At 61.7% G+C, this 25043-nt stretch carries 21 protein-coding genes and 1 pseudogene; 6 read left to right on the forward strand and 16 right to left on the reverse strand.

Going from position 1 to position 25043, the window contains the following annotated elements:
- The first annotated feature begins 72 nt into the window (after nt 1–72).
- The gene (sigX, locus tag D6Z43_RS02735) at nt 73–663 is read left to right on the forward strand and encodes an RNA polymerase sigma factor SigX (RefSeq protein WP_120650241.1); all 591 of its coding nucleotides are present in this window, start codon (nt 73–75) and stop codon (nt 661–663) included.
- Nucleotides 664–771: 108 nt separating this feature from the next.
- On the forward strand, nt 772–1824 hold the full coding sequence (locus D6Z43_RS02740) for an OmpA family protein (RefSeq protein ID WP_120650243.1): 1053 nt from the start codon (nt 772–774) through the stop codon (nt 1822–1824).
- A 254-nt stretch (nt 1825–2078) separates the two neighbouring features.
- On the opposite strand, the gene cobA is transcribed toward D6Z43_RS02740, so the two are convergent.
- From cobA to acnB, 13 genes and pseudogenes are all read right to left on the reverse strand, one after another.
- Nucleotides 2079–2816 carry a uroporphyrinogen-III C-methyltransferase gene (gene cobA / locus D6Z43_RS02745; RefSeq protein WP_120650249.1) on the reverse strand — a complete coding sequence of 246 codons (738 nt, stop codon included), beginning with the start codon at nt 2814–2816 and terminating at the stop codon, nt 2079–2081.
- 136 nt (nt 2817–2952) lie between these two features.
- Nucleotides 2953–3954: pseudogene (locus D6Z43_RS02750) on the reverse strand (NAD(P)/FAD-dependent oxidoreductase); the annotation flags it as partial.
- A 253-nt stretch (nt 3955–4207) separates the two neighbouring features.
- Nucleotides 4208–5878 carry a bifunctional protein-serine/threonine kinase/phosphatase gene (locus D6Z43_RS02755; RefSeq protein WP_120650253.1) on the reverse strand — a complete coding sequence of 557 codons (1671 nt, stop codon included), beginning with the start codon at nt 5876–5878 and terminating at the stop codon, nt 4208–4210.
- 91 nt (nt 5879–5969) lie between these two features.
- On the reverse strand, nt 5970–7181 hold the full coding sequence (locus D6Z43_RS02760) for a nitrate/nitrite transporter (protein ID WP_120650255.1): 1212 nt from the start codon (nt 7179–7181) through the stop codon (nt 5970–5972).
- Nucleotides 7182–7595: 414 nt separating this feature from the next.
- Entirely contained in the window at nt 7596–8039 is a 444-nt protein-coding gene (locus D6Z43_RS02765; protein ID WP_120650257.1) for a thioesterase family protein, read from the reverse strand.
- Between the two features lie 80 nt (nt 8040–8119).
- A complete protein-coding gene (locus tag D6Z43_RS02770) occupies nt 8120–8806 on the reverse strand; it encodes a polysaccharide lyase family 7 protein (protein ID WP_120650259.1) in 687 nt (228 codons plus the stop codon).
- Nucleotides 8807–9044: 238 nt separating this feature from the next.
- Nucleotides 9045–9704, reverse strand: coding sequence for a hypothetical protein (locus D6Z43_RS02775; RefSeq protein ID WP_120650260.1), 660 nt, complete (start codon nt 9702–9704; stop codon nt 9045–9047).
- Between the two features lie 462 nt (nt 9705–10166).
- Nucleotides 10167–11411, reverse strand: coding sequence for an alanine transaminase (alaC, locus tag D6Z43_RS02780; protein WP_120650262.1), 1245 nt, complete (start codon nt 11409–11411; stop codon nt 10167–10169).
- Nucleotides 11412–11569: 158 nt separating this feature from the next.
- Nucleotides 11570–12922, reverse strand: a complete 1353-nt coding sequence (locus tag D6Z43_RS02785; RefSeq protein WP_120650264.1) for a pyridoxal-dependent decarboxylase — start codon at nt 12920–12922, stop codon at nt 11570–11572.
- A 98-nt stretch (nt 12923–13020) separates the two neighbouring features.
- A complete protein-coding gene (locus D6Z43_RS02790; RefSeq protein WP_120650266.1) occupies nt 13021–13599 on the reverse strand; it encodes an ANTAR domain-containing response regulator in 579 nt (192 codons plus the stop codon).
- A gap of 14 nt (nt 13600–13613) precedes the next feature.
- Nucleotides 13614–14834, reverse strand: a complete 1221-nt coding sequence (locus tag D6Z43_RS02795) for a CmpA/NrtA family ABC transporter substrate-binding protein (RefSeq protein ID WP_120650268.1) — start codon at nt 14832–14834, stop codon at nt 13614–13616.
- Between the two features lie 198 nt (nt 14835–15032).
- Complete coding sequence (locus D6Z43_RS02800; protein WP_120650270.1) at nt 15033–15242, reverse strand: YgdI/YgdR family lipoprotein; 210 nt, start codon at nt 15240–15242, stop codon at nt 15033–15035.
- A 154-nt stretch (nt 15243–15396) separates the two neighbouring features.
- A complete protein-coding gene (gene acnB, locus D6Z43_RS02805) occupies nt 15397–18006 on the reverse strand; it encodes a bifunctional aconitate hydratase 2/2-methylisocitrate dehydratase (RefSeq protein ID WP_120655168.1) in 2610 nt (869 codons plus the stop codon).
- Between the two features lie 401 nt (nt 18007–18407).
- On the opposite strand from acnB, the gene D6Z43_RS02810 reads away from it, so the two are divergent.
- Nucleotides 18408–18884, forward strand: a complete 477-nt coding sequence (locus D6Z43_RS02810) for a DUF1289 domain-containing protein (protein WP_120655169.1) — start codon at nt 18408–18410, stop codon at nt 18882–18884.
- Between the two features lie 41 nt (nt 18885–18925).
- Here the strand turns inward: D6Z43_RS02810 and D6Z43_RS02815 are convergent, their stop codons facing one another.
- Nucleotides 18926–19789 (reverse strand): universal stress protein, encoded by an 864-nt coding sequence (locus D6Z43_RS02815; RefSeq protein WP_120650272.1) that lies wholly within the window; start codon nt 19787–19789, stop codon nt 18926–18928.
- A 172-nt stretch (nt 19790–19961) separates the two neighbouring features.
- Here D6Z43_RS02815 and D6Z43_RS02820 point away from each other — a divergent pair, with 172 nt between their 5' ends.
- Complete coding sequence (locus D6Z43_RS02820) at nt 19962–20564, forward strand: tRNA-(ms[2]io[6]A)-hydroxylase (RefSeq protein WP_120650274.1); 603 nt, start codon at nt 19962–19964, stop codon at nt 20562–20564.
- Nucleotides 20565–20616: 52 nt separating this feature from the next.
- Here D6Z43_RS02820 and lpxH read toward each other — a convergent pair whose 3' ends face one another.
- The gene (gene lpxH / locus D6Z43_RS02825) at nt 20617–21339 is read right to left on the reverse strand and encodes a UDP-2,3-diacylglucosamine diphosphatase (protein WP_120650276.1); all 723 of its coding nucleotides are present in this window, start codon (nt 21337–21339) and stop codon (nt 20617–20619) included.
- Complete coding sequence (locus D6Z43_RS02830; RefSeq protein WP_120650278.1) at nt 21336–21830, reverse strand: peptidylprolyl isomerase; 495 nt, start codon at nt 21828–21830, stop codon at nt 21336–21338. The genes lpxH and D6Z43_RS02830 overlap by 4 nt, the downstream gene beginning before the upstream one ends.
- Nucleotides 21831–21952: 122 nt before the next feature.
- Between D6Z43_RS02830 and D6Z43_RS02835 the strand changes: the two genes are divergently transcribed.
- Nucleotides 21953–23620 (forward strand): glutamine--tRNA ligase/YqeY domain fusion protein, encoded by a 1668-nt coding sequence (locus D6Z43_RS02835; RefSeq protein ID WP_120650279.1) that lies wholly within the window; start codon nt 21953–21955, stop codon nt 23618–23620.
- Nucleotides 23620–25005: a cysteine--tRNA ligase gene (gene cysS / locus D6Z43_RS02840; RefSeq protein ID WP_120650281.1), complete on the forward strand. Its 1386-nt coding sequence runs from the start codon at nt 23620–23622 to the stop codon at nt 25003–25005. The genes D6Z43_RS02835 and cysS overlap by 1 nt, the downstream gene beginning before the upstream one ends.
- The last annotated feature ends 38 nt before the right edge of the window (nt 25006–25043 follow it).

A 25043-nucleotide genomic window follows, 5' to 3' on the forward strand; every position in this document is an offset into this window, starting at 1 on the left:
TATGCCGCCAGACAAGGTGCGTGGTTCTCTGCGCCCCGGCGGCTTTTGACCTGACTGTCGGCCCGACCCGTTTTGAACAAGCCCCAATCGCTTTCTTTGCGCTATGACCCACGCGAGCTCTCCGATGAAGAGCTGGTGGAGCGTGCGCATGTCGAGCTGTTCCATGTCACCCGCGCCTATGAAGAACTGATGCGGCGTTATCAGCGCACGTTGTTCAACGTCTGTGCCCGATATTTAGGGAACGACCGTGATGCGGACGATGTCTGCCAGGAAGTGATGCTCAAGGTGCTCTATGGTTTGAAGAACTTCGAAGGCAAGTCGAAGTTCAAGACATGGCTATATAGCATCACGTACAACGAGTGCATTACTCAGTATCGGAAAGAGCGTCGAAAACGACGTTTGCTAGATGCACTGAGTCTGGATCCCCTTGAAGAAGCCTCGGATGAGAAGTCGCCCAAGGTCGAGGAGAGAGGGGGGCTCGAGCGATGGCTGGTACATGTCAATCCCATCGACAGGGAGATTCTTGTGCTACGTTTTGTCGCAGAGCTGGAGTTCCAAGAGATCGCAGACATTATGCATATGGGCTTGAGTGCGACAAAAATGCGCTACAAGCGTGCGCTGGATCGCCTTCGCGAAAAATTTTCCGGACTCTCTGAAACTTAGTTCGGGAAAAATTATCTCTTATGGGCCGGCGTGTTCTGCTAGACTTGCCGCCCAAGTTGTCTGGAGATTGTTCGACAACTTACTGACCACCAAGATGGGGATTTACGGATGAAACTGAAAAACACCTTAGGCGTAGCCGTTGGCTCTCTTGTTGCCGCCTTTTCGCTGAACGCGCTGGCTCAGGGCCAAGGCGCAGTTGAGGTGGAAGCTTTCGGTAAGCGTTACTTCACCGACAGTTCTCGCGATCTCGAGAACGGCAACCTGTACGGCGGCTCGGTAGGCTACTACCTGACCGACGACGTCTCCCTGGCTCTGTCGTACGGCGAATACCACGACATGACCTCCGAAGACGCTTTCGGTACCGACGGCCACAAAGATATCAAGGGCAACCTGGCTTCCCTCGATGCCATCTACCACTTCGGCACCCCGGGTGTTGGCCTGCGTCCGTACGTTTCTGCCGGCTTCGCCCATCAGAACATCAGCAACATCCCGCCGCGTACCGGTCGTGACCACAGCACCTTCGCCAACGTTGGTACCGGTCTGAAGTACTACTTCACCGAGAACTTCTTCGCCAAGGCTAGCCTGGACGGCATGTACAACCTGGACGCCCAGGAATCCGAGTGGATGGCTGGCGTAGGTGTTGGCGTGAACTTCGGCGGTTCCACCAAGCAAGCCGAGCCGGCTCCGGCCCCGGTTGCTGAAGTGTGCGCTGACAGCGACAACGACGGCGTGTGCGACAACGTCGACAAGTGCCCGGACACCCCGGCCAACGTCACCGTTGACGCTGATGGCTGCCCGGCTGTTGCCGAAGTCGTACGTGTTGAGCTGGACGTGAAGTTCGACTTCGACAAGTCCAAGGTGAAAGAAGAAAGCTACGGCGACATCAAGAACCTGGCTGACTTCATGAACCAGTACCCGGCTACCACCACCACCGTTGAAGGCCACACCGACTCCGTCGGTACCGACGCCTACAACCAGAAGCTGTCCGAGCGTCGTGCTAACGCCGTTCGTGAAGTGCTGGTTGACCAGTACGGTGTAGGTAGCGAGCGAGTCAACGCTGTTGGCTACGGCGAAACCCGCCCGGTTGCTGACAACGCCACTGCTGACGGCCGCGCTGTTAACCGCCGCGTAGAAGCCGAAGTAGAAGCCCAGGCCAAGTAATTGGTTTGAGCGGTAAGAAAAACCCGGCTCAGGCCGGGTTTTTCTTTGCCCGGAGAAAAGTGCCGGAAGAAGTCGGCAATTTCGAGCGCCGCCGTTTGGTGCCAGGCACAGCCTGCTTTCTGTACGCGCGAATTCATTCGCGAAGGGCCGCTAGCGGCCCGTGATCCCGTATCGCGAGTTCGCTCCTGCGTCCACGCCCATAAAAAAGCCCGACATCGCCGGGCAAGCACTACTTCGCAGGAGCGAAGAGAGATTCAGGCGCTTTGCGCCAGAGGGAGGGCTGCCTGTGTTGCTGCGACTTCCCCGATGACCAGGATCGCCGGACTTTTGAGTTCAAAGGCTTTGGCGTCCTCCTGCATGTGCGCGAGTGTGCTGCGGCATTCACGTTGCCAGGGGAGTGAGGCGTTTTCGATCATCGCCACGGGCATTGCGCCGGGCATGCCGCCCTCCAGCAGCCCTTGATGGATATCCCCCAACTTGGCCACCCCCATATAGACCACCAGGGTGGTACCTGACTGCGCCAGGGCTTTCCAGTTGAGGGTGCTGTCGTCCTGGGTATGGGCGGTGACCAGGGTCACGCCGCGGCTGATTCCGCGCAGGGTCAGGGGAATGCCGCAGTTGGTGGCGCCAGCCAGCCCGGCGGTGATGCCATTGACCAGTTCGCTTTCAACGCCACGCTCAGCCAGCCAGTCGGCCTCTTCGCCACCGCGACCGAAAATGCACGGGTCGCCACCTTTCAGTCGTACCACGCATTTGCCCTGGCGCGCATAACGCAGCATCAGACGATGGATGAACTCCTGTGGGGTCGAGCGGCAGCCGCCGCGTTTGCCGACTCGGACTACCTGGGCTCGCGGGCTGTGCTCCAGCACGGCCGGATTGACCAGGTCGTCGATCATTACCACTTCAGCCTGATTCAATGCCTTTACCGCTTTCAGGGTGAGGAGTTCCGGGTCGCCGGGGCCCGCGCCTACCAGCCAGACTTTGCCGTTCATTGGGGTTCTCCAGTGCGCTAGACGCGCCGCAAATGATTCAGGTCCACGCCAGCACTTCGTCGGAAGCCAGCTCTATCTGCCACTCATGCAAGGGGCACGCGCCGGGCATGCCGTGTGTCTGCCCTGGGTGTGGTATATCGCCGGCGCTGAACATCTCGATACCGGCAACCTTGAGCCGAGTACCGGTGTGGGAACCCGGGTAGCGAGCGAAGCCGAGCATGGCCAGGTGATTGGCGCACACCTTGGCTTGCTCCATCAGTGGAGCAACCAACCCGTAGGAGATGCCCCGGTGGTTCGCGCACTCGCCAATGGCATAAATGCGTGGGTCGTAGGTCTGCAGGGTGTCGTCGACCAGGATGCCGTGATTGCAGGGCAGGCCGGCCCGTTCGGCCAGCTCGGTGTTGGGCGTGATTCCGGCGGCCATTACCACCAGGTCGGCGGTTATGATCTCGCCGCCGGCCAGCTGTACTGCGCAGACGCGGCCGTCACCGTTGTCGATCAGCTCTTCGGTATTGGTGCCCAGGCGGAAACGGATGCCACGGGCCTGCAGGGCGCGTAGTAGCTTGTCGCCGGAAGGCTGGTCGAGCTGTTTTTCCAGCAGCCAATCCGGCAGGTGCACGACGGTAACGTCCATGCCGCGTTGCTTGAGGCCATTGGCTGCTTCCAGGCCAAGCAGGCCGCCACCGATCACCACGGCGTGGCTATGGGTGCGGGTTGTTTCGATCATCGCTCGAGCGCCGGCGATATCGCGGTAGCCAATTACACCCTGCAGGCGATTGCCGGGTATGGACAGGCGACTCGGCGTCGAACCGGTGGCGATGACAAGACGGTCGTAGTCGGCGCGGGTGCCATCTTCGGCAATCACCTGGCGTCGCTGGCGATCGATCTTCACTACCTTGCGATTCAGTAGTAGCTCGATGTCATTCTCAACGTACCAGTTCAGGTCGTTGAGGATGATGTTCTCGAAGGACTGCTCGCCGGCCAGTACCGGGGATAGCAGAGTGCGGTTGTAGTTCGGGTGGGGTTCGGCGCCGAACACGGTGATCCGGTAGTGCTCAGGTGCCAGTCTCAGCAGTTCTTCGAGAGTACGCACTCCGGCCATGCCGTTTCCGATCACCACCAGCTTGGATGTCTTCATGCCAGGACACTCCTGCACAAACGTCGAGCAAACAAAAAAGGCGTCCCGCTGTTGCCAGCAGGACGCCTTTGTCCAAGTCCCGTTCTATCGGGAAAGTGCCGTCTCGTCGTTGAGGCGGGCGCTTTTTGTAGATTGTCGTAATGGACATTGCAGCCCTCGTGCCAACCCCGGAAGTACCGTATTCCGGGGGGGAGAGCGATGACCTGGTGGTCGCTGCGCCCTGGCTTGGGGCATTTTGCTCCAGTCTGGTGCGCTACCCGTGCAGGAACAGGACCAGTAGCACCAGGTTCGCCAGCAGGGACGAAAGCGCTATACCGCGCCAGACTTTCAACGGTTCGCGCTCCAGTAGCGGTCGGGGCTTGGCCGTCAGCGCACGGCGTTCGCCTTGCTCCAGGGCCAGTAGCCACTCTTCCATTGTTTCGTAGCGGGTAGCGGGGTCTGCGGCCACCGCTCGCGCCAGGCATTCATCGAGCCAGGCGGGCAGGTCGGGCCGGTAGCGGCTGGCCGGCGTGGGTGTGCCAAAGCGTGGATGCTGAAATGCTTCGATCTCCCCATGGGGGTAATGGCCGGTCAGCAGGTGGTACAGGGTGACCCCTGCCGCGTAGAGATCCTGCTTCGGAGAAGGGGCCGCACCGGTGAACGCTTCCGGCGCGATGTAGCTGGGCGTCCCAGGCAGGCTGTGGGCCTCGTCCTGGGACAGGCCAGGACAAAAGACCAGGCCGAAATCCAGCAAGCGCAGTTCGCCGTCATCCCCCCAAAGCAGATTCTCCGGCTTGATATCGCGATGCAGGATGTTGCGTCGGTGTAATTGGCCAAGAGCCTTGAGCAGCCGCGGGGCGATATCCAGCCATTCCGGCAGTGGCATGGGGCCGCCGAGGCGCAGGTGCTCGGCCAGGGTCTGCCCGGCATACTCGCGCTGCACGTAGTACAGATGCTGGCGCTGGGGCAGCGGATGGGCTTCTGGAAAATGGCGCCCCGCGACGCGGCGCAGGAACCACTCTTCCAGCATCAGGGCCGGCCCGGCGGTTGGCTCGTCGTGTCGGCTGGTGGGCAAGGTCTTGAGTAGCCAGCGACGGTCCTGGCTGTCCCGAACCCGATAGACAATGGACTGGCGCGATTCTGCTATCAGGCGTTCCACCTGCCAGCCCTCGAAGACCTGACCTTCCTGCAGGCGCGGTGGCAGCGGCCAGTGATCGAGCTGCGCCAGGGTATCTGCCAGACCCGTCTGGGGCAGGTTGTCGACGCGGATCAGCAGCGCGCTGGCGTTGTCCTGGCCGCCCGCCAGGTGCGAAGCACTGACCAGAGCCTGGGCGGCGGCAGGGAGGTCCTGTTCGTCTTGCAAGATGCGCTGGATGCCGTGGTCGCCGAGCACTGCCCAGACGCCATCGCTGACCAGCACGAATCCCTCGCGCTCCGACAGCTCGCCGTCCAGGTAGTCCACCACCAGGTGCTGGTCCAGGCCGAGGGCGCGTTTGAGCACATGCTGCATGCCGGGTTGTTCCCAGACGTGGTCTTCGCTGAGTCGCGTCAATTGCTGGCCGTCCCAGCGGTAGACGCGGCAGTCGCCGACATGGGCCAGGGTGAAGCGGCGTCCTCGCAGCACCATGGCGGTCAGGGTGGTGAGCAGCGGCTGGCCGCCTCCATTGGCCTGGAGCCAGCGGTTCTGGGCCACCAGCAGCCGGTCCAGGGATTGAGCCACTGCCCAGGTTTCCGGCGTCGAGTAATAGTCCAGCGCCAGGGCCTGCAAGGTGGCGCGCGCGGCGAGACCGCCGTCGGCGCACTGGCTGACGCCGTCGGCGAGGGCGAAGAGATAGCCCTTGCTGGCCGCGAGGGCCGGCGCCGGAGTGACTACCCGGACGGCGTCCTGGTTTTCCGTGCGCGGACCAGTGGAGCTGGCTTCGCCAAAGCTGAGTTGCAGGGTCATCGACGGTCCGTCCTGTATGGCGAAAGGAGCGCGAGGCGCTCCTTGGTCGGATCAGTTCCGGCACCGCAAGGGTGCCGGATCGGGCTCGAGGTCAGACGCGGGCCGCGGTGACGGCAGCGGAGCCCCAGGTGGTGCGCCAGCGTTGCTTCACACCATAGAGGCCGAACCATGCCACTACGCCCAGGCTGGCGAACAGCCACAGGCCCAGCTGGTAGTCGCCGGTATGCTGTTTGATGGCGCCAAGGCCAGCAGTCAGGCAAAAGCCGCCAATTCCGCCTGCCATACCGATCAGGCCGGTCATTACGCCGATTTCCTTGTGGAAGCGTTGCGGTACCAGTTGGAAGACTGCCCCGTTGCCGGCACCGAGGCTCAGCATGGCAACCACGAACAGGGATAGGGCGGCGCTGGAACTGGAGATGTGGAAGCCCACTGCAGCGATGCACACCGAGGCCACGGTATAGACCACCAGCAGCGTGCGGATGCCGCCGATGCGGTCGGCAAAGGCACCCCCCAGCGGGCGCATCAGGCTGCCGGCGAAGACGCAGGCGGCGGTGTAGTAGCCGGCGGTAATCGGGGCCAGGCCGTATTGGTCATGGAAGTAGCCGGGCAGGGTGCTGGCCAGGCCGAGGAAGCCGCCGAAGGTCACGCTGTAGAACAGCATGAACCACCAGCTGTCGCGGTCACCCAGGGCCTTGAGGTAATCACCCAGTGCCTTGGGCGCGGGGCGGTTGGGGGCGTTGCGCGCCGCCACGAAGAAGATTGCCAGGGTCAGCACCAGCGGGATCAGCGCCAGTCCGAAGACGTTGTTCCAGCCATAAAGGGCCGCGAGGCCGGGGGCAAAGAGGGCGGCCAGAACGGTACCCGAGTTGCCGGCGCCGGCAATTCCCATGGCCTTGCCCTGGTGCTGCGGCGGATACCACTGGGAGGCGAGCGGCAGGGCCACGGCGAAAGAGGCGCCGGCGAAGCCCAGGAAGAGGCCGAGGAGCAGCGCCTGTTCATAGGTGTGAATGCCCATCTGCCAGGCGATGAACAACGAAGCGATCACCACTACCTGTCCGACCAGCCCGGCGGCTTTCGGAGAAGTGCGGTCGGCCAGCATGCCCATCAGGAAGCGCAGCACCGCGCCGGCCAGGATGGGCGTGGCCACCATCATCGCGCGCTGCTGGGTGGTGAGCTGGAGATCGGCAGCGATCTGCACACCCAGCGGACCAAGGACGTACCAGACCATGAAACTCAGGTCGAAGTAGAGGAAGGCGGAGAACAGGGTGGGCGTGTGGCCGGCTTTCCAGAAACTCGTTGTCATCGAACACCTCATCTGCAGTTAGGGGCCGGGAGGCGCGCACCATGATCGTGGGCATGGCGGTTGAACCTCTCGGTTAAACGTCGCGCTTGTGGCGCGCCGTCCTGCGGCCGGGGCCGCAGCGGGATTGAGTGAGCTGCAAGTGAACGTCCGGATCTCGGCCCGTTCACTGCCCCATCGCTGGGGCCGGAACGAAAAAGGCGCCGCACCACTACCCGCATTGCTGCGGAGTGACGCGACGCCTTTGTCGTGTAGTAGGGCAACCGCCTTTGGCTACCTCTGCCTGTAATAGAGCAAGAGCCGGGCCAATCCCGGGAAGTGCCGCCCTAGCGTGCTTTTCCGACCCCTTACCGGTTTGTGCGCTGATTCAAAACGGGGCGATGTGGTCGTGGGTGCACCGAGTTGAAGCTGAATGGTTCAGTCGAGCCAGTTCACCTTCGGGAAGGTACTGCGGAAGTTCTCTGGCATGGGAACCACGCGGGATTCCCGATAGTTGAAGAATACGAAGCCGGACTTGGCCATGGCCACCTGCTTGCCGTCAGCCGGCCGGGTGATGCGGAAGGTGATATCGCCGCCGTACCGGTTGAAGTCCATGACGCCGACTTCGAACAGCAGTTGATCGCGGGCGTGTGCCTCGGCCCGGTAGGTGGTCGCAAGGTCGGTGACGATGATCCCGATGCCATCCTCGGCGGTTTCGTTGATGCCGAACTCGAACAGGAAGCGCGCCCGGGCCTCGGAAATCATCGAGATCATCGAGTCGTTTCCCAGGTGGTTCGCGCCGTTGATGTCGGTGACGCGTACGGTCAGATGGGTGGAGTAGCAGTACTGATCTTCGGGGAAGTTCAGGGACAGTCGAGCCATTGGAACCTCAAGCGTAGAAGCGGCGAGGGGGCGATTCTACGCCCGTGCGATCGGATGTACCGTCATTCCCCGGTTGAATCTCAGCGATGCAGCCCGTTCAACCAGTAGAAGGTCACACGACCACCTTCGTTGGTCGCGCCGTAATTATCCTGGATGTAGGCACCAGCCTTGAAATAGAGCTGTTGATTGCTCCAGTAGCCGCTGAGCTGGCGGTACAGGTTGCCGTCATCGCCCTTGCTGGTGACGACGATGCCCAGCCTGCCGGTGGGGGTGAGGCGCAGGTCGTAGCCGAAGCGTTCGCCGAGGTCGACGTTTTCCGCCAGTACGATGTTCTCCACCTCCGCGTCGCCCGGCCGCTTGCGCAGCAGTGCTTCGATCCGGCCGTTGCCGCGCAGGTAGTGGTACTGGATCTTCAGAAGCGGATCATTCTGGCTGCCGGGCTCGTCTTTGCTATGAATCTGGCCGATGACAATCTTGTTCTGGCTCGGTACCTGATCCACTGAAAGCACGGCACTCAGGTAGTTGTCTGCGCTGGCCTGGTACCAATAGCTCAGGGTTCCGTCGGCCTGGGTTTCGCGCAGCTCTGTACGTGGATAGCTGGCGTCCTCGGTGCGGGAGCCGTTCACTGGCACCCAGAAACTGATGCTGCCGTCGGAGTTGCGCCGGAAGTACTGGCTTTCGTAACCGTTATTGAGGCGGTCGGTGGTAATGAGGGTATTGGAGCTGGTGGCTGGGACCGTGAGGTTCCAGGTGCTGAGGTCGATCACTGGATGTCCTTACTGCGGATTACCTAGGGGCAGCAGTTCGTACATGCGGAAGGTAGAAAAGTTCCGGATCGGGTCAACAAGGGAGGGGATTTGGACTTTAGTGCCTGTTCGTGATGAGTCGGCGAGAGGAATTGCTCGAGGTGCTCGAAGTGCTGATTGGAAGTTTAGGGTGAAGTTTATCCGAGTGTTATCTGTTAAAACTCTTGTTTGAAACTGGGCATCCTTGCCCAGCCATCTCTTACAGCGAGGCGAGTGCGGGTTTCACTCCGGAAGGAGCGAGGTTCTCATCTCTGTTGCTTGCCCACTTCACCAGCAGCGTCATCGCGACGAAGCCAAGGCAGATGAACAGCGGGTAAGCGAACATGATTTCGCCAAGGGAGTATTTCCAGCTGAGCGGACGAGCGATGCCCAGCATGGCTCCGTAGAACCAGGAGACTCCGGAGACGACGCCCGAGAACACCGCGAGGGTGCGGGCGTTGGTTTCCATCTTGACCAGCGTGCCGGCCTTCTTGATGGCAGGCAATACAGCGCTGTGCAGCAGGAAACCGTTTACGGTCAGCAAAGTTACGACCAGGATCTTGGCCTGGAGTTTGGGGTTGAGGAAGTACACCGCGCCTTTGACAGAGTAGTCCAGCAGTACGATACCTATCCCTGTTACCCAGAGTGCCGCAAGTGCAAGCAGTACAGTTTTCTTCAGAGTATCAAGATGGGTTTTGTCGCTATGGGCCGCGTTGTCTTCGCCGGTGATCATCTGCTTGATCATGGCGTAATCGCTGGTCAGGACCAGGCCGATTGCCACGCAGCAGGCGATCAGGTGGGCATAAACAACACCCATGCGCATTAATTCCATGGTTGCTTCCTGTTTGAACAGGGAGGTAATTAGATGATACAGCTCCATGGTTGACCTCTTGTTTTACAAAGTAAGTTGGTGTGCTGATGCAGTAAGGGCACCGATATATTGTTTAAATTACTCGTTAGCCTCTAAGGACTTTTGAGTGGTTGGTCAGGTTGTTAATGCATCTCTAGTTTTATTCATGTCTTCATAGGCATTCCTCCTTTTTTGAGACAGAGAATCCTCCTGCACGTGAACTTGTGCATTTGGAATCGCTCCGGACTCAAGGGGAAAAAGACATGCGCGCCGATGACCGACCATGGTTCAAAAGTGGCGCGATGCACTTAGGCTTTCATCAGAGTGGTAGAACCCTGATTTTGTTCAAAAAGCGATCTGAAAGCCGACGAGCGGTTGTACTTGGGGAGGTGTGCCAAGCGCTTGAAAAGGCGAGGAAACCTTGCCGGGTGGGCGTTTGGGGAAAGTTCAGAGGAGGGAGCGTCCCCTGTGACCAGGGGACGCTTTCGTGCGTCAGGCCTTGCTGGCCTTCCGGGACTTGGGCGGAGTCGAGGGTTCAAGGTGTCCGTCGGCGCGGAACATGCCCTTGATGCCGCGAACGGCCTGGCGGATCCGGTCCTGGTTCTCGATCAGGGCAAAGCGCACATGGTCATCGCCGTAGTCGCCGAAGCCCAGGCCCGGGGATACGCAGACCTTGGCGTCCGCCAGGAGCTTCTTGGAGAACTCCAGCGACCCCATGGAGGCATAAGGCTCGGGAATCTTGGCCCAGACGTACATCGAGGCTTTCGGGTTCTCCACCATCCAGCCGATCTCGTGCAGGCCTTTCACCAATACGTTACGGCGCTGACGGTACTGCTCGGCGATATCGCGCACGCACTGCTGATCACCTTCCAGGGCGGCGATGGCGGCCACCTGCAGTGGGGTGAAGGTGCCGTAGTCGTGATAGCTCTTGATCCGCGCCAGGGCACTGACCAGTTCCGGGTTGCCGACCATGAAGCCGATCCGCCAGCCCGCCATGTTGTAGCTCTTGGACAGTGTGAAGAACTCGACCGCGATGTCCTTGGCGCCAGGCACCTGCATGATCGAAGGTGCCTTCCAGCCGTCATAGACGATGTCGGCATAGGCCAGGTCATGCACCACCAGGACGTCATACTGCTTGGCCAGGGCCACCACGCGTTCGAAGAAGTCCAGCTCCACGCATTGGGCGGTGGGGTTGGAGGGGAAGCCGATGATCATCATCTTCGGCTTCGGAATGCTCTCGCGAATCGCCCGTTCCAGCTCGGCGAAGAAGTCCACGCCGGGCACCAGGGGAACCGAGCGCACCTGGGCGCCGGCGATCACGGCACCGTAAATGTGGATCGGATAGCTGGGGTTGGGCACCAGTACCGTGTCGCCATGGTCAAGGGTGGCGAGCATCAGGTGCGCCAGGCCTTCCTTGGAGCCGATGGTGACGATGGCTTCGGATTCGGGATCGATCTCCACGTCGTAGCGGTCCTTGTACCAGCGCGAGATGGCTCGGCGCAGGCGGGGAATGCCGCGGGAAGTGGAGTATCCGTGGGTGTCTTCACGCTGGGCGACCTGCACGAGCTTTTCCACGATGTGCGGCGGGGTGGCGCCGTCGGGGTTGCCCATGGAGAGGTCGATGATGTCTTCGCCGCGACGGCGTGCAGCCATCTTGAGTTCGGCGGTGATGTTGAAGACGTAGGGGGGGAGACGATCGATGCGCGCAAAACGGCGCGGTGAACGCTGGTCAGCCATGCTTTCCTCGGATACGTAAGCGCCCGGAACCGTCCGAGCGACGTCGGCCACTGCGGTGGCCTGGCGGCGAAGATAAGGGCTTCGCAGGGCGGTTGTCGAGGGGAGTTTCGTGTAGGTAGCCGCACCTCCGGGAATCTGGAGTGCGGCTGAGTGAGTCGTCAGCGGGAAATGCCCTTCAGGCCTGCGAGAAGGGTAGCCAAGTGCTCGATGTCGTCATCGGTGGTGCGCCAGGACGAGATGCTGAGGCGGAAGGCCGGACGGCCCTGCCAGAGCGTGGGGCCGAACCAGACTTCGCCCGAAGCCTGGGCCGCGCTGCGGATGGCGATCGTTTCTTCGTCGCTGTCGGCGCGCACGAGCACTTGGTTCAGTGCCACGCGATTGAGTACCTGATAGCCGGCCGCACGCAGGCGCTCGGCAAGGTTTTCGGCCTGGCGCATGTGGCGATCGATCATGCTGGCCAGGCCATCGCGACCGAGGGAGGCGAGGGCGGCCCAGACGGGCACACCGCGGGCGCGGCGGGAGAACTCCAGGGTCAGGTTCTTCTGCGCATCTCGCGAGGCACTGGCATAGGCAGCATCACTGTTCATGGCGATGCTCAGCGCGTCGGCGTCACGGCAGATGGCCATGGCTCCGTCGTAGGGTGTGTTCAGCCACTTGTGGCCGTCGCAGGTCCAGCTGTCGGCATGCTCCACGCCGTTGGCCAGTTGGGCATGGGACGAAGCGCGGACCCAGAGGCCGAAAGCGCCATCGACATGCACCCAGGCGCCGGCGGCGCGGGCGCGGGGAATCAGTTCGGCGAAAGGATCGAACTCGCCCGTATTGACCTCGCCGGCCTGCAGGCAGAGGACAGTCATGTCATCCAGTGGCGCCAAGCGCCCCGGATCGATGCGGCCGAACTCGTCGGTGGGTGCCACCAGTAGACGGTTCATGCCGAACCCCAATATGCGCAGGGCTTTCTTCACGGTGATGTGCACATTGGCGGAGACCACCACGCGTACCTCCGGTGCCCCCATCAGGCCGTCGCCGTCGAAGTCCCAGCCCTTGCGCTGCAGAAGTGCGCGACGGGCCGCGGACAAGCAGGCGAGGGTGCAGGCGGTGGCGCTGGTGCCAAAGCCGACCGCACTGCTGGTAGGCAGGCCAAGACTTTCCAGGACCCAGCGTGCGGCCACTTTTTCGATGCGATCGGCGGCCGGCGAGTTGTCGAAGGAGGACGCGCACTGATCCCAGGCCAGCGCCAGGCGCTCGGCGGCCGCCGCGGCTGGCAGGGTTGCGCCGATGACGAAGCCGAAGTAGCGACCGCCATTGGACGCGGTGGTGGCGGGGGAGCCCAGTTCATCGAGCTGGTGCAGCACCTCGGCGGCCGGGCGACCCCGCTCCGGCAATGGTCCGTCGAAGGCTGCCAGCGCCTGGATGGCTTCCGGGGAAGGGAAGACTCGGCGCCCGGGTATGCCATCCACGTAGGCGAGGGCGCGGCGGTCGGCGTCTTCGAGAATCTGGCGTTCATTGTCCATGGCGGTCTCGCTGGCAGGAGGGGGCTCCTTACCTTAGCGGGATCGCGCGAAAGCCAGCAGATACACCTGACGGCATACAGTTGTGTTGGGTTCGGACTTCAATGACCCAGCATGTCGTGCATCGCAATGATCTGTTCGGCTACCTGGATCAGCTTCTGCTGCCGGCTCATGGCCTGGCGGCGCATCAGGGTGTAAGCCTCTTCCTCGTTGCAGTTCTTCATTTTCATCAGCAGCCCCTTCGCCAGTTCGATGCGCTTGCGCTCGGCCAGTTGCTGGTCACGGGCGTTGAGCTGGGCGCGCAGGGCCTGGTCGCTTTCGAAGCGCGCCATGGCGACATCGAGGATGGGCTGCAGGCGGTCGACCTGGATGCCTTCGACGATGTACGCGCTGACGCCGGCCTGAATGGCCTGGCGCATGACCTTCGGGTCGTGCTCGTCGGTGAACATGACGATGGGGCGGGGCTGGTCGCGACTGACCAGTACCACCTGTTCCATCACGTCGCGGCCTGGGGACTCGGTGTCGATGAGGACCACGTCCGGGCGGATGGCCTCGACTCGCCCTGGCAGGTCGATGGTCAGACCGGATTCGTCGATGACGTCGAAGCCGGCTTCGATCAGGGCGGCCTTGAGTCGGCCGACTTTCTTCGCAGTGTCGTTGATCAGCAGAATACGCAGCATGGCGGCGGTCTTCCCTAACGGCTACAGGCGATGGCGCGGGAGTTGCCGGCCAGGGAGTGGATCGGGAAACTGCGGGCGTAGCCGGCGGGGTCGCTGCCGTCCCAGGTGCGACCGTCAATCAGGGTGGCGCTGCGCATGAGGTCTGGAAGCGGGACGTCGAGGGCTTCGGCCGCCTCGCGATAAATGTCCAGACGCTGTACGCGTCGGGCAACGGCCAGGTAGTCCGGGTCGTCCCGCAGAAGGCCCCAGCGACGGAACTGGGTCATGAACCAGATGCCGTCGGAGAGGTAGGGCATGTTCACCTTGCCTTCTGCGTGGAAACGCAGCGGGTGCTCGTCCTCCCAGACATTGCCGAGGCCATCCTGGTAATGGCCAAGGAAGCGCGGCTCGATGGCAGACAGGGGGACGTCCACGTAGTCGCTGCCACTGATCAACTGAGCGGTGCTGCGGCGGTTTTCCAGGCTGGCATCGATGAAGCGGCTGGCTTCCAGCACGGCCATGGTCAGCGCGCGTGCAGTGTTGGGGTACTGCTCGGCAAATTCGCGAGTTACGCCAAGCACCTTCTCTGGGTGGTCAGGCCAGATCATCTGGCTGGTAGCGAGAGTGAACCCCTGGCCCTGGTCTACGGCCAATGCACCCCAGGGGCCGCCTGCGCAGAAGCCATCGATTCGGGCGGCCTTGAGGTGGGCGACCATCTGCGAAGGCGGCACGACAACTGTGTCGACGTCGCGTAACGGGTGGATGCCCTGGGCGGCGAGCCAGTAGTTCAACCACATGGCGTGGGTGCCGGTGGGAAACGTCTGGGCGAAGGTCAGGCGCGCTCCGCTCTGGTGCACGTGATGGGTCAGTGCCTCGGAATTGGTCACACCGATGCGCTTGAGTGGTTCAGACAGGTTGATCGCCTGCCCGTTCTGGCAGAGCCCCATGAGAATGGCCATTTCCGCGCTAGGACCACCAATGCCGAGTTCGATCCCATAGATCTGCCCATAAAGGGCTTGCGCTGCATCCAGCTCACCGGACAGCAGCTTGTCACGCAGGGTTGCCCAGGACGACTGGCGCTGCAGTTCGAGAGTCAGCCCGTAGGGCTGGGCGAACCCCTGGGTGGCCGCGACTATCAGGGATGCCGAGTCGGTCAGGGGCATGAAGCCAAGGCTGAGCATGCACTTCTCCGGTGCATCGCTGCCTGCGACCCAGGCCAGGTTGTCCGTACGCGTGGTGTTCTGCTTATCCGTCATTGTGGTGGCCACCTATCAGCAAAATGGCGCCGATCCGGAGCAGCCGGGGCCGGCCGGAATCGACGCCATTGTCAGCAGCTCGCTCCGTCGTTGGAGCAGGCTTCGTTGAAGCTGCTGAAGCAAGCGATATGCCAGCGGCAATAAAAACTAGCCCCGCGAGAGCGGGGCCAGGGTTGGAGGTTGGAGGTTGGAGCTAGCTTAACGTTCGATGATCTGCTTCACCTGGCTCTGCGGAATCTGCTGGGTTCGACCTTCGTGGTCCTCGAATTCGAGCATGCCGGTGTCTTCATCCAGTTCAGGCTTCTCATCGGTGGCGATGAGCTGGCCGTCGGTTGTGGCGATCAGGTATTCGCTGGAGCAGCCTGCCAAGCCAAGGGCGCAGATGAGTATCAAGGACCAGGTTTTCATGGCGGCATCCAAGTCGTGGGGGCTGATACTTGGAACATAGCTGCTGGCAGGGAGGCTGCAAGTTGGCCTGACGGCGAACGGCCTTGCAGCCTCCGGAAAAGAAAAAACCCCGCACGGGGCGGGGCTTTCTCATTGCCGAGCTACCGATGGGGCCTTAGGCCTGGACCACCGGAATCTTGGCGTTTGCAGCGGCTTCCTTGTACTCGGCGATCTGGTCGAAGGACAGGTAGCGGTAGATATCGGCAGCCATGCTGTCGATGTTCTTCGCGTATTCCATGTACTCCTCGACGGTCGGCAGTTTGCCCAGGATCGAGGCAACGGCCGCCAGCTCGGCGGAGGCCAGGTAGACGTTGGTGGCGTCGCCCAGGCGGTTCGGGAAGTTACGGGTGGAGGTGGAGACTACGGTGGCGCCAGTCTGTACGCGAGCCTGGTTGCCCATGCACAGGGAGCAGCCCGGCATTTCCATGCGTGCGCCGGCCTTGCCGTAGATGCCGTAGTAGCCTTCCTCGGTCAACTGGTGCTGGTCCATCTTGGTCGGCGGAGCCAGCCACAGACGGGTCGGGATGCCGCCCTTGACCTTGTCGAGCAGCTTACCGGCAGCGCGGAAGTGGCCGATGTTGGTCATGCAGGAACCGATGAACACTTCGTCGATCTTGTCGCCAGCCACGGTGGACAGCAGGCGGGCATCGTCCGGGTCGTTCGGCGCGCAGAGCACAGGCTCCTTGACGTCGGCCAGGTCGATTTCGATTACGGCGGCGTATTCGGCGTCCTTGTCGGCTTCCAGCAGTTGCGGGTTGGCCAGCCAGGCTTCCATCGCCTTCGCGCGGCGCTCCAGGGTACGGGCGTCGCCGTAGCCTTCACCGATCATCCAGCGCAGCAGGGTGATGTTGGACTTCAGGTACTCGGCGATCGCATCTTCCGGCAGCTTGATGGTGCAACCGGCGGCGGAACGTTCGGCGGAAGCGTCGGACAGCTCGAAAGCTTGCTCGACGGTCAGGTCGTTCAGACCTTCGATTTCGAGGATGCGGCCGGAGAAGATGTTCTTCTTGCCTTTCTTCTCGACGGTCAGCAGACCAGCCTGGATGGCGTAGTAGGGGATGGCATGCACCAGGTCACGCAGGGTGATACCGGGCTGCATCTTGCCTTTGAAACGCACCAGAACGGATTCCGGCATGTCCAGCGGCATGACGCCGGTGGCGGCGGCGAAGGCCACCAGGCCGGAACCGGCCGGGAAGGAGATGCCGATCGGGAAGCGGGTGTGGGAATCGCCACCGGTGCCAACGGTGTCAGGCAGCAGCATGCGGTTCAGCCAGCTGTGGATGATGCCGTCGCCCGGACGCAGGGACACGCCGCCGCGGGTCTTGATGAAGTCCGGCAGAGTGTGGTGGGTGTTGACGTCGATGGGCTTCGGATACGCGGCGGTGTGGCAGAACGACTGCATTACCAGGTCGGCGGAGAAGCCGAGGCAGGCGAGGTCTTTCAGCTCGTCGCGGGTCATCGGGCCAGTGGTGTCCTGGGAGCCGACGGTGGTCATCTTCGGCTCGCAGTAGGTGCCCGGACGGACGCCTTTGCCTTCCGGCAGACCGCAGGCACGGCCAACCATCTTCTGGGCCAGGGTGAAGCCCTTGCCGCTGTCGGCGGGGGACTCCGGCTTCTTGAACAGGTCGGACGCACCCAGGCCCAGCTCGGCACGGGCCTTCTCGGTCAGGCCGCGGCCGATGATCAGCGGAATACGGCCGCCGGCGCGAACTTCGTCCAGCAGGACCGGGGTCTTCAGTTCGAAGGTGGTGACTACTTCGCCGCTGTCGTGGCGAACGACCTTGCCTTCATAGGGGTAGACGTCGATCACGTCGCCCATGGCCAGGTTGGTGCAGTCGAATTCGATCGGCAGGGCGCCGGCGTCTTCCATGGTGTTGTAGAAGATCGGGGCGATCTTGGTGCCGAAGCAGAAGCCGCCAGCGCGCTTGTTCGGAACGAACGGAATGTCGTCGCCGAAGAACCACAGTACCGAGTTGGTGGCGGACTTACGGGAGGAGCCGGTACCGACCACGTCACCGACGTAGGCAACCGGGAAACCCTTGGCCTTGACGGCTTCGATCTGGTTCAGCGGACCAACGGAGCCCGGCTGGATCGGCTCGATGCCGTCACGAGCCATTTTCAGCATGGCCAGGGCATGCAGCGGGATGTCGGGGCGGGACCAGGCGTCCGGAGCGGGCGACAGGTCGTCGGTGTTGGTTTCGCCAGGCACCTTGAACACGGTCAGGGTGACTTTCTCGGCGACGGCCGGCTTGGCCTGGAACCACTCACCTTCGGCCCAGGACTTCAGCACGGCCTGGGCGTTGGCGTTGCCTTTCTTGGCGCGCTCGGCGACGTCGTGGAAGGCGTCGAACATCAGCAGGGTGTGCTTCAGTTGCTCGGCGGCGACGGCGGACAGTTCGGCATCGTCCAGCAGTTCGACCAGGGTGGCGATGTTATAGCCGCCCTGCATGGTGCCCAGCAGCTCAGTGGCGCGGGCCTTGCTGATCAGCGGAGAAGTGGCTTCGCCCTTGGCGATAGCGGAGAGGAAACCTGCTTTGACGTAGGCGGCTTCATCCACACCCGGCGGAACACGGTTGGTGATCAGGTCGAGGAGGAAAGCCTCTTCGCCAGCCGGGGGATTTTTCAGCAGCTCGACCAGGCCTGCAGTTTGTTCGGCGTTCAGCGGCTGGGGCACGACCCCTTGGGCGGCACGCTCTTCTACGTGTTTGCGATAGGCTTCAAGCACAGTTTTACCCTCATCAGTGGCCCTGGAGTAGTCCAGGGCGCTCATCCAGGAATCCGCCGAACGCATGCACCGCACAGCTTTTTGGGCTGTCTGGCCAAGGTTTCGGCGGCCTCCATCGAGAAGCTGTTTTCAAAGTTTTACGCCGGAAGGAAGGCCTGATGAGGGCTGGCGGCGGACATCCCGGGCGGGATGCCCGGCGCCATTATTTCCTGCCGGATCGACTGTGCTCGTGACGCTTTGAAAACAGCTTCCAACGGATATCGGCGCCTAAAATGGCGGGCTGATTCTAATGGAAAGGCGCGGCAAAGTTAAGACGAAATCCCTATTTACCCGCGCGTGACCCTGATTAGACAAAGGGCTAAGATGGCCGGCCCGTGTCACCTGCCGAATCCGCCTCCACCATGTCCAACCAGCGCATCAAGACGCCTTGCGTCGGCCTCTGTTCAACCGTCTATGGCGATCATGTGTGCCGCGGCTGCAAGCGTTTCCATCATGAGGTGGTGAACTGGAACCTCTACAACGAGGAAGAGAAGCGCGCGGTCTGGCGGCGCCTGGAGATCCTGCTAGTGCAGGTGATGGCGGCCAAGTTGGAGGTGTTCGACCCGGAACGCCTGCGGCACCAACTGGAGCAGCGCCAGGTGCGTTTCGTACCCGAGCAGTCCCCTTACTGCTGGGCGTACCAACTGATCGCGCGAGCCTCGCGGATGATCAACCGCCTCGACGCCTACGGCATCTCGTTGCTTCCTGAGTTTCGCGACTGGGCATTGCCAGAGTTGCGGGAAGCCATTGATCGGGAATTTTTCCTGCTGTCCGAGGCGCACTACGAGCGCTATATCGCTCCACGTTTCCTGCAAGAGGGCTTCGAGAGTCGTGTCTGAAGAAAAAGCCGCCATCAGGCGGCTTTTTCTAGTGGCTCGAATCAGCGCTGTGCGACCAGTTCCTCCAGGTGGGCGATGATCGCGTCGGGTTTGAGGACCAGGACATCGCTTTCCAGGGTATCCAGCACGACTTCGGCAGTATTGCCGATCAGTGCACCGGACAAGCCGGAGCGAGCGACAGTACCTATCACAGTGACCACGGCTTCGAGCTTGTGGGCGACGTGGGGAATCAATACGTCTGCCGGACCTTCCTCGATGTGCAACCGCTCATCGCTGACGTCGTATTCAGCCTGGAATGCACGGCATTCGTCGCGGTAACGCGCCTCGATGGTTTCCTTGAGCTGGAAGGTGGGGTCTGCTGCCGAGAGCATGGGTGACGGGTGGGCGCTGATCACATGTAAGGTGCCGTGCGCCAGGCTGGCGATGTCGTAGCCGTGACTGACGATGGTGGCGTGCAGGGTGCGGTGCTCGCCGTCGCTGTTGCCCACGTCCACTGCAGCCAGGATGTTGCCGCCGGTCCAGGGCTTGTCAGTCTTTACCATCAATACCGGCCCCGGGCAGAAGCGCAGGAGCTTCCAGTCGTCCGGTGTGAGCAGGGCCTTTTTCAGCGGGTTGTCCGGCACGTGCTGCTTGATGACCAGGCCGCAGCCTTCCGCCTGCTGCGCAGCGATGATGGTGTGGTGCTGGTTGTCCAGCCAGCTTTGCTGTGTGCTGGCGCTATAGCCTTCAGCCTTGAGCGATTCGGCGAGGTCGCTGAGATAGTCGGCATGGTCGCCCTTGCGGTCGCAGATCAGCAGGTGCAGGTGCGACTGAGTCACTCCGGCGATCAGTTTTGCCCGTTTCAGGGCAAGGCCCTCCGGCCGGTCCGGCTCCAATACCACCAGAATGCTGCGAATGGCTTGCATGGTCCTATCTCCCTGTCGATGGCATATAGCCAAAACAAATGTAGTCCCGATTCCGCTTTGGCGTTCTTGACATATATCAAACGGCCCAGGCTGGTCGTCGCTTCCGGCATTCGTATAATGCTCCGCCTTCGAGAGCCCGGCCAGCGTGGCCCCAGCACGATGAGAACCGCTTGTGAACCCGCCTGAGATCCATGACTTCCTTGGTTGCCGCACCCCCGATGCCTGGGTGGCGGCCGCACTGGCCGATCAGGAAACCCTGCTGATCGACCATAAGAACAACGAGTTCAAGGCAGCGTCCACGGCCATGGCGCTGATGGCCAAGTACGCCACCCGGTTGGATTTGATCAATTTCATGTCTCGCCTGGCCCGTGAGGAGCTGGTGCACCACGAGCAGGTGCTGCGCATCATGAAGCGCCGCAAGATCGACCTGAAGCCCGTGTCGGCGTCGCGCTACGCGTCCGGCCTGCGCAAGCTCGTGCGCGCGCATGAGCCGCAGAAACTGGTGGATACGCTAGTGGTGGGGGCTTACATCGAAGCGCGCTCGTGCGAGCGTTTCGAGGCGCTGGTGCCGCATCTTGATGAAGAGCTGTCGAAGTTCTATGGCGGATTGCTGAAAAGTGAGTCTCGCCACTATCAGGGCTACCTCAAGCTGGCCTATCTATACGGCGAGGCGCGGGATGTGGATCACTGCATCGAGAAGGTGCGAGTGGCCGAGCAAGAGCTGATCGAGTCGCCCGACGAGGAGTTTCGTTTCCATAGCGGCGTACCGGTCTGAAGCGGCAACGCAAGAGCGCCCTCGAGGGGCGCTTTTTTATTGGACGCGGGGGTCAGTCCAGGCTAAACGGGGTCTGCCGGAAACCGCTCTCATCCACCTGAAGGGCCCAGCCTTGCCGGTCCCAGTCGCCGAGGACGATGCGCCGAGCGGGGTGGCCATCCAGTTCCAGGTCGTGAGTGGCGGGGCGATGCGTATGGCCGTGAATCAGGATCCTTGCGTCGAATTGGCGAAGCATGCGTGGAACTTCTTCTGCGGTGACGTCGGTGATTTCCACGGCTTTCTGCCGCGTCTGCATGCGGCTTTCCTTGCGCAGCTTGCGTGCCAGCTTGTAGCGCGTCGCCAAGGGCAGGTTGCGCAGGATGAACAGGCTAACGGGGTTGCGCAGCCACTTGCGCAGGCGCATGTAGGCCTCATCCTGGGTGCACAGGCTGTCGCCGTGCATCAGCAGCACCGGCTCGCCATTCATCTGCACCAGGCTCGGGTCCTTCAGCAGGGTGCAGCCGGCTTCGCGGCAGAAGGCGCTGCCGATCATGAAGTCGCGGTTGCCGTGCATGAGGAAGATGCGTGTTCCACTGTCGGCGAGTTTGCGCAGGGCCTGGGCGATGGAGCGCTGAAAGGGCGTCATCGCATCGTCACCGATCCAGGCTTCGAAGAAGTCGCCGAGGATGTAGAGGGCTTCGGCTTGCGGTGCGCGGGTCTGCAGAAAATGAAGAAACGCCCGGGTGATGTCCGGGCGTTCCTCTTCGAGATGCAGATCGGAGATCAGCAATATCACTCGGCGATCTCGGCCTTCTCGATGATCACGTCATCGACCGGGACGTCCTGGTGGCCAGCCTTCATGGTGGTGGCCACGCCCTTGATCTTGTTCACCACGTCCATGCCTTCCACGACTTCACCGAACACGGCGTAGCCCCAGCCTTGCACGGTCGGCGCGCTGTGGTTGAGGAAGGTGTTGTCGGCAACGTTGATGAAGAACTGGGCGGAGGCCGAGTGAGGCTCCATGGTGCGGGCCATGGCAATGGTGCCGACCTTGTTGGACAGGCCATTGTTGGCCTCGTTCTTGATCGGGGCGCGGGTGGACTTCTGCTTCATGCCCGGCTCGAAGCCGCCGCCCTGGATCATGAAGTTGCCGATTACGCGGTGGAAGACGGTGCCGTCGTAGTGGCCGGACTTCACGTACTCCTTGAAGTTGGCCACGGTTTCCGGGGCTTTGTCTTCGAAGAGTTGCAGGGTGATGACGCCGTGGTTGGTGTGCAGCTTGATCATTTGGCTATTCGCTCTATCGAGAAATCCAAGGCCTGTCAGGGGATTGACAGCTTCGGCTATGATAAGCGCTTTGATTTGGCCGGCCTACCCTGAGCCGCGCACCAGCTAGATGTAAGGACCCCATGAGCAAGCCAGAGACTCCCGCCGCTTCCAACTTCCTGCGCCAGATCGTCCAGGCGGACCTGGATGCCGGCAAGCACACCAAGATCGTCACCCGCTTCCCGCCGGAGCCCAACGGCTACCTGCATATTGGTCATGCCAAGTCGATCTGCCTGAACTTCGGCCTGGCCAAGGAATTCGGTGGTGACTGCCATCTGCGCTTCGACGACACCAACCCCGCGAAGGAAGACCAGGAGTACATCGACGCCATCGAAAGCGATGTGAAGTGGCTGGGCTTCCAATGGGCCGGCGAGGAGCGTTACGCGTCCAACTATTTCGACCAGTTGCATGACTGGGCTGTCGATCTGATCAAGGCCGGCAAGGCCTTTGTCTGCGACCTGTCGCCGGAAGAAATGCGCGAGTACCGCGGCAGTCTGACCGAAGCCGGTAGGAACAGCCCGTTCCGCGACCGCTCAGTGGACGAAAACCTGGACCTGTTCGCTCGCATGAAGGCCGGCGAATTCCCGGACGGCACCCGTTCGCTGCGCGCAAAGATCGATATGACTTCGCCGAACATGAATCTGCGTGATCCGATCCTCTATCGCATCCGTCATGCCCATCACCACCAGACCGGTGACAAGTGGTGCATTTACCCGAGCTATGACTTCACTCATGGCCAGTCGGACGCCATCGAGGGCATCACTCACTCCATCTGCACCCTGGAGTTCGAGGATCACCGCCCGCTCTACGAATGGTTCCTGGAGAACCTGTCGGTCCCGGCCCAGCCGCGCCAGTACGAGTTCTCGCGTCTGAACCTGAACTACACCATTACCAGCAAGCGCAAGCTGAAACAGTTGGTGGATGAAGGTCATGTAAACGGCTGGGACGACCCGCGCATGTCGACCCTGTCCGGATATCGTCGCCGGGGCTATACCCCAGAATCGATCCGCAATTTCTGCGAAATGATCGGCGTGAACCGTGCCAGCGGTGTGGTCGATATCGGCATGCTGGAATTCAGCATTCGCGACCATCTGGATGCCACTGCGCCGCGTGCCATGTGCGTGCTGAAGCCTCTGAAAGTGGTCATTACCAACTATCCGGAAGGCCAGGCCGAAAGCCTCGAACTGCCGCGCCATCCAAAGGAAGACATGGGCGTACGCGTCCTGCCGTTCGGCCGCGAGCTGTACATCGATGCTGGAGACTTCGAAGAAGTCCCGCCGGCCGGCTACAAGCGCCTGATCCCGGGCGGTGAAGTACGTCTGCGTGGCAGCTACGTGATCCGTGCTGACGAGGCCGTCAAGGACTCCGATGGCAACATCGTCGAGCTGCGCTGTTCCTACGACCCGGAGACCCTGGGCAAGAACCCCGAGGGGCGCAAGGTCAAGGGCGTCATCCATTGGGTGCCGGCCGAAGGCAGCGTCGAGTGCGAAGTGCGCCTGTATGACCGTCTGTTCCGTTCGGCGAACCCGGAGAAGTCGGAAGAAGGTGGCAGTTTCCTCGACAACATCAATCCAGATTCCCTGCGGGTACTCAGTGGTTGCCGTGCCGAGCCTTCCCTGGCTAATGCGCAGCCGGAGGATCGCTTCCAGTTCGAGCGCGAAGGCTACTTCGTTGCCGACCTGAAAGAGACTCGGCCCGGTAAGCCGGTGTTCAACCGCACCGTGACCCTGCGCGATTCCTGGGGGCAATGATGGCGCTGTCGATCTACAACACCCTCAGCAAGGCCAAGGAGCCATTGCAGCCGCTGGTCGGCAACCAGGTGCGCATGTATGTCTGCGGCATGACCGTCTATGACTTCTGCCACATTGGCCATGCCCGTGTGATGGTCGCATTCGACGTGGTTGCGCGCTGGTTGCGCCATCGTGGCTACGATCTCACCTACGTACGCAACATCACCGACATCGACGACAAGATCATCCGTCGCGCCAACGAGAATGGCGAGCCGTTCGAGGCTCTGGTGGATCGCATGATTGCGGCGATGCATGAGGATGAGGCGCGTCTCTCTGTGCTGCGTCCGGATATTGAGCCGCGCGCCACTGGCCACATCGCCGGTATGCACGAGATGATCCAGACCCTCATCGACAAGGGTTTCGCTTACGCGCCAGGCAACGGCGACGTGTACTACCGCGTCGGCAAGTTCGAAGGCTACGGGAAGTTGTCACGGCGCAAGATCGATGAGCTGAAGATCGGTGCGCGTATCGAAGTGGACGAAATCAAGGAAGACCCGCTGGACTTCGTGCTCTGGAAAGGCGCCAAGCCGGGTGAGCCGAGCTGGGCGTCGCCTTGGGGGGCGGGTCGTCCGGGGTGGCACATCGAGTGCTCGGTAATGTCCACTTGCTGTCTTGGCGAGACATTCGACATCCATGGTGGTGGTCCGGACCTCGTGTTCCCGCACCATGAGAACGAGATTGCGCAGAGCGAAGCGGCCACCGGCAAGCTTTACGCCAAGTCCTGGATGCATGCCGGCGCGGTACGTGTCGATGGCGAGAAGATGTCCAAGTCGCTGGGCAACTTCTTCACCATTCGCGAGGTGCTGGAGAAATATCACCCTGAGGTGGTTCGCTATCTGCTGGTGTCTAGCCACTACCGTAGTCCGATCAATTATTCCGAAGAGAGCCTCAAGGAAGCGAAGGGCGCTCTGGAGCGCTTCTATCACGCCCTCAAGGGGTTGCCTGATGTCGCGCCGGCAGGCGGTGAAGCTTTCGTCGAGCGCTTCGCGGCAGCCATGGATGATGACTTCAATAGTCCGGAAGCCTGCGCGGTGCTCTTCGAGATGGTGCGTGAGGTCAATCGACTGCGCGATGGCGACCTTCAGGCTGCTGCTGCCCTGGCGGCGCGGCTCAAGGAATTGGCCGGCCTGCTCGGTGTGCTTCAGCTGGAGCCGGATGCCTTCTTGCGCGCAGGTGCTGAAGGCAAAGTGGATGCAGCTGAGGTCGAGGCGCTGATTCAGGCGCGGTTGCAGGCGCGTTCCGACAAGAATTGGGCTGAGTCCGACCGTATCCGCGACCAACTGACCGCCATGGGGGTCGTGCTGGAAGATGGCAAGGGTGGCACTACCTGGCGCTTGGCTGACTAGTTTGATTGCCCAATAAAAAAGGCCGCACTTAGCGGCCT

The organism is Pseudomonas sp. DY-1, assembly GCF_003626975.1.
In the GTDB taxonomy this organism is placed as follows: domain Bacteria; phylum Pseudomonadota; class Gammaproteobacteria; order Pseudomonadales; family Pseudomonadaceae; genus Metapseudomonas.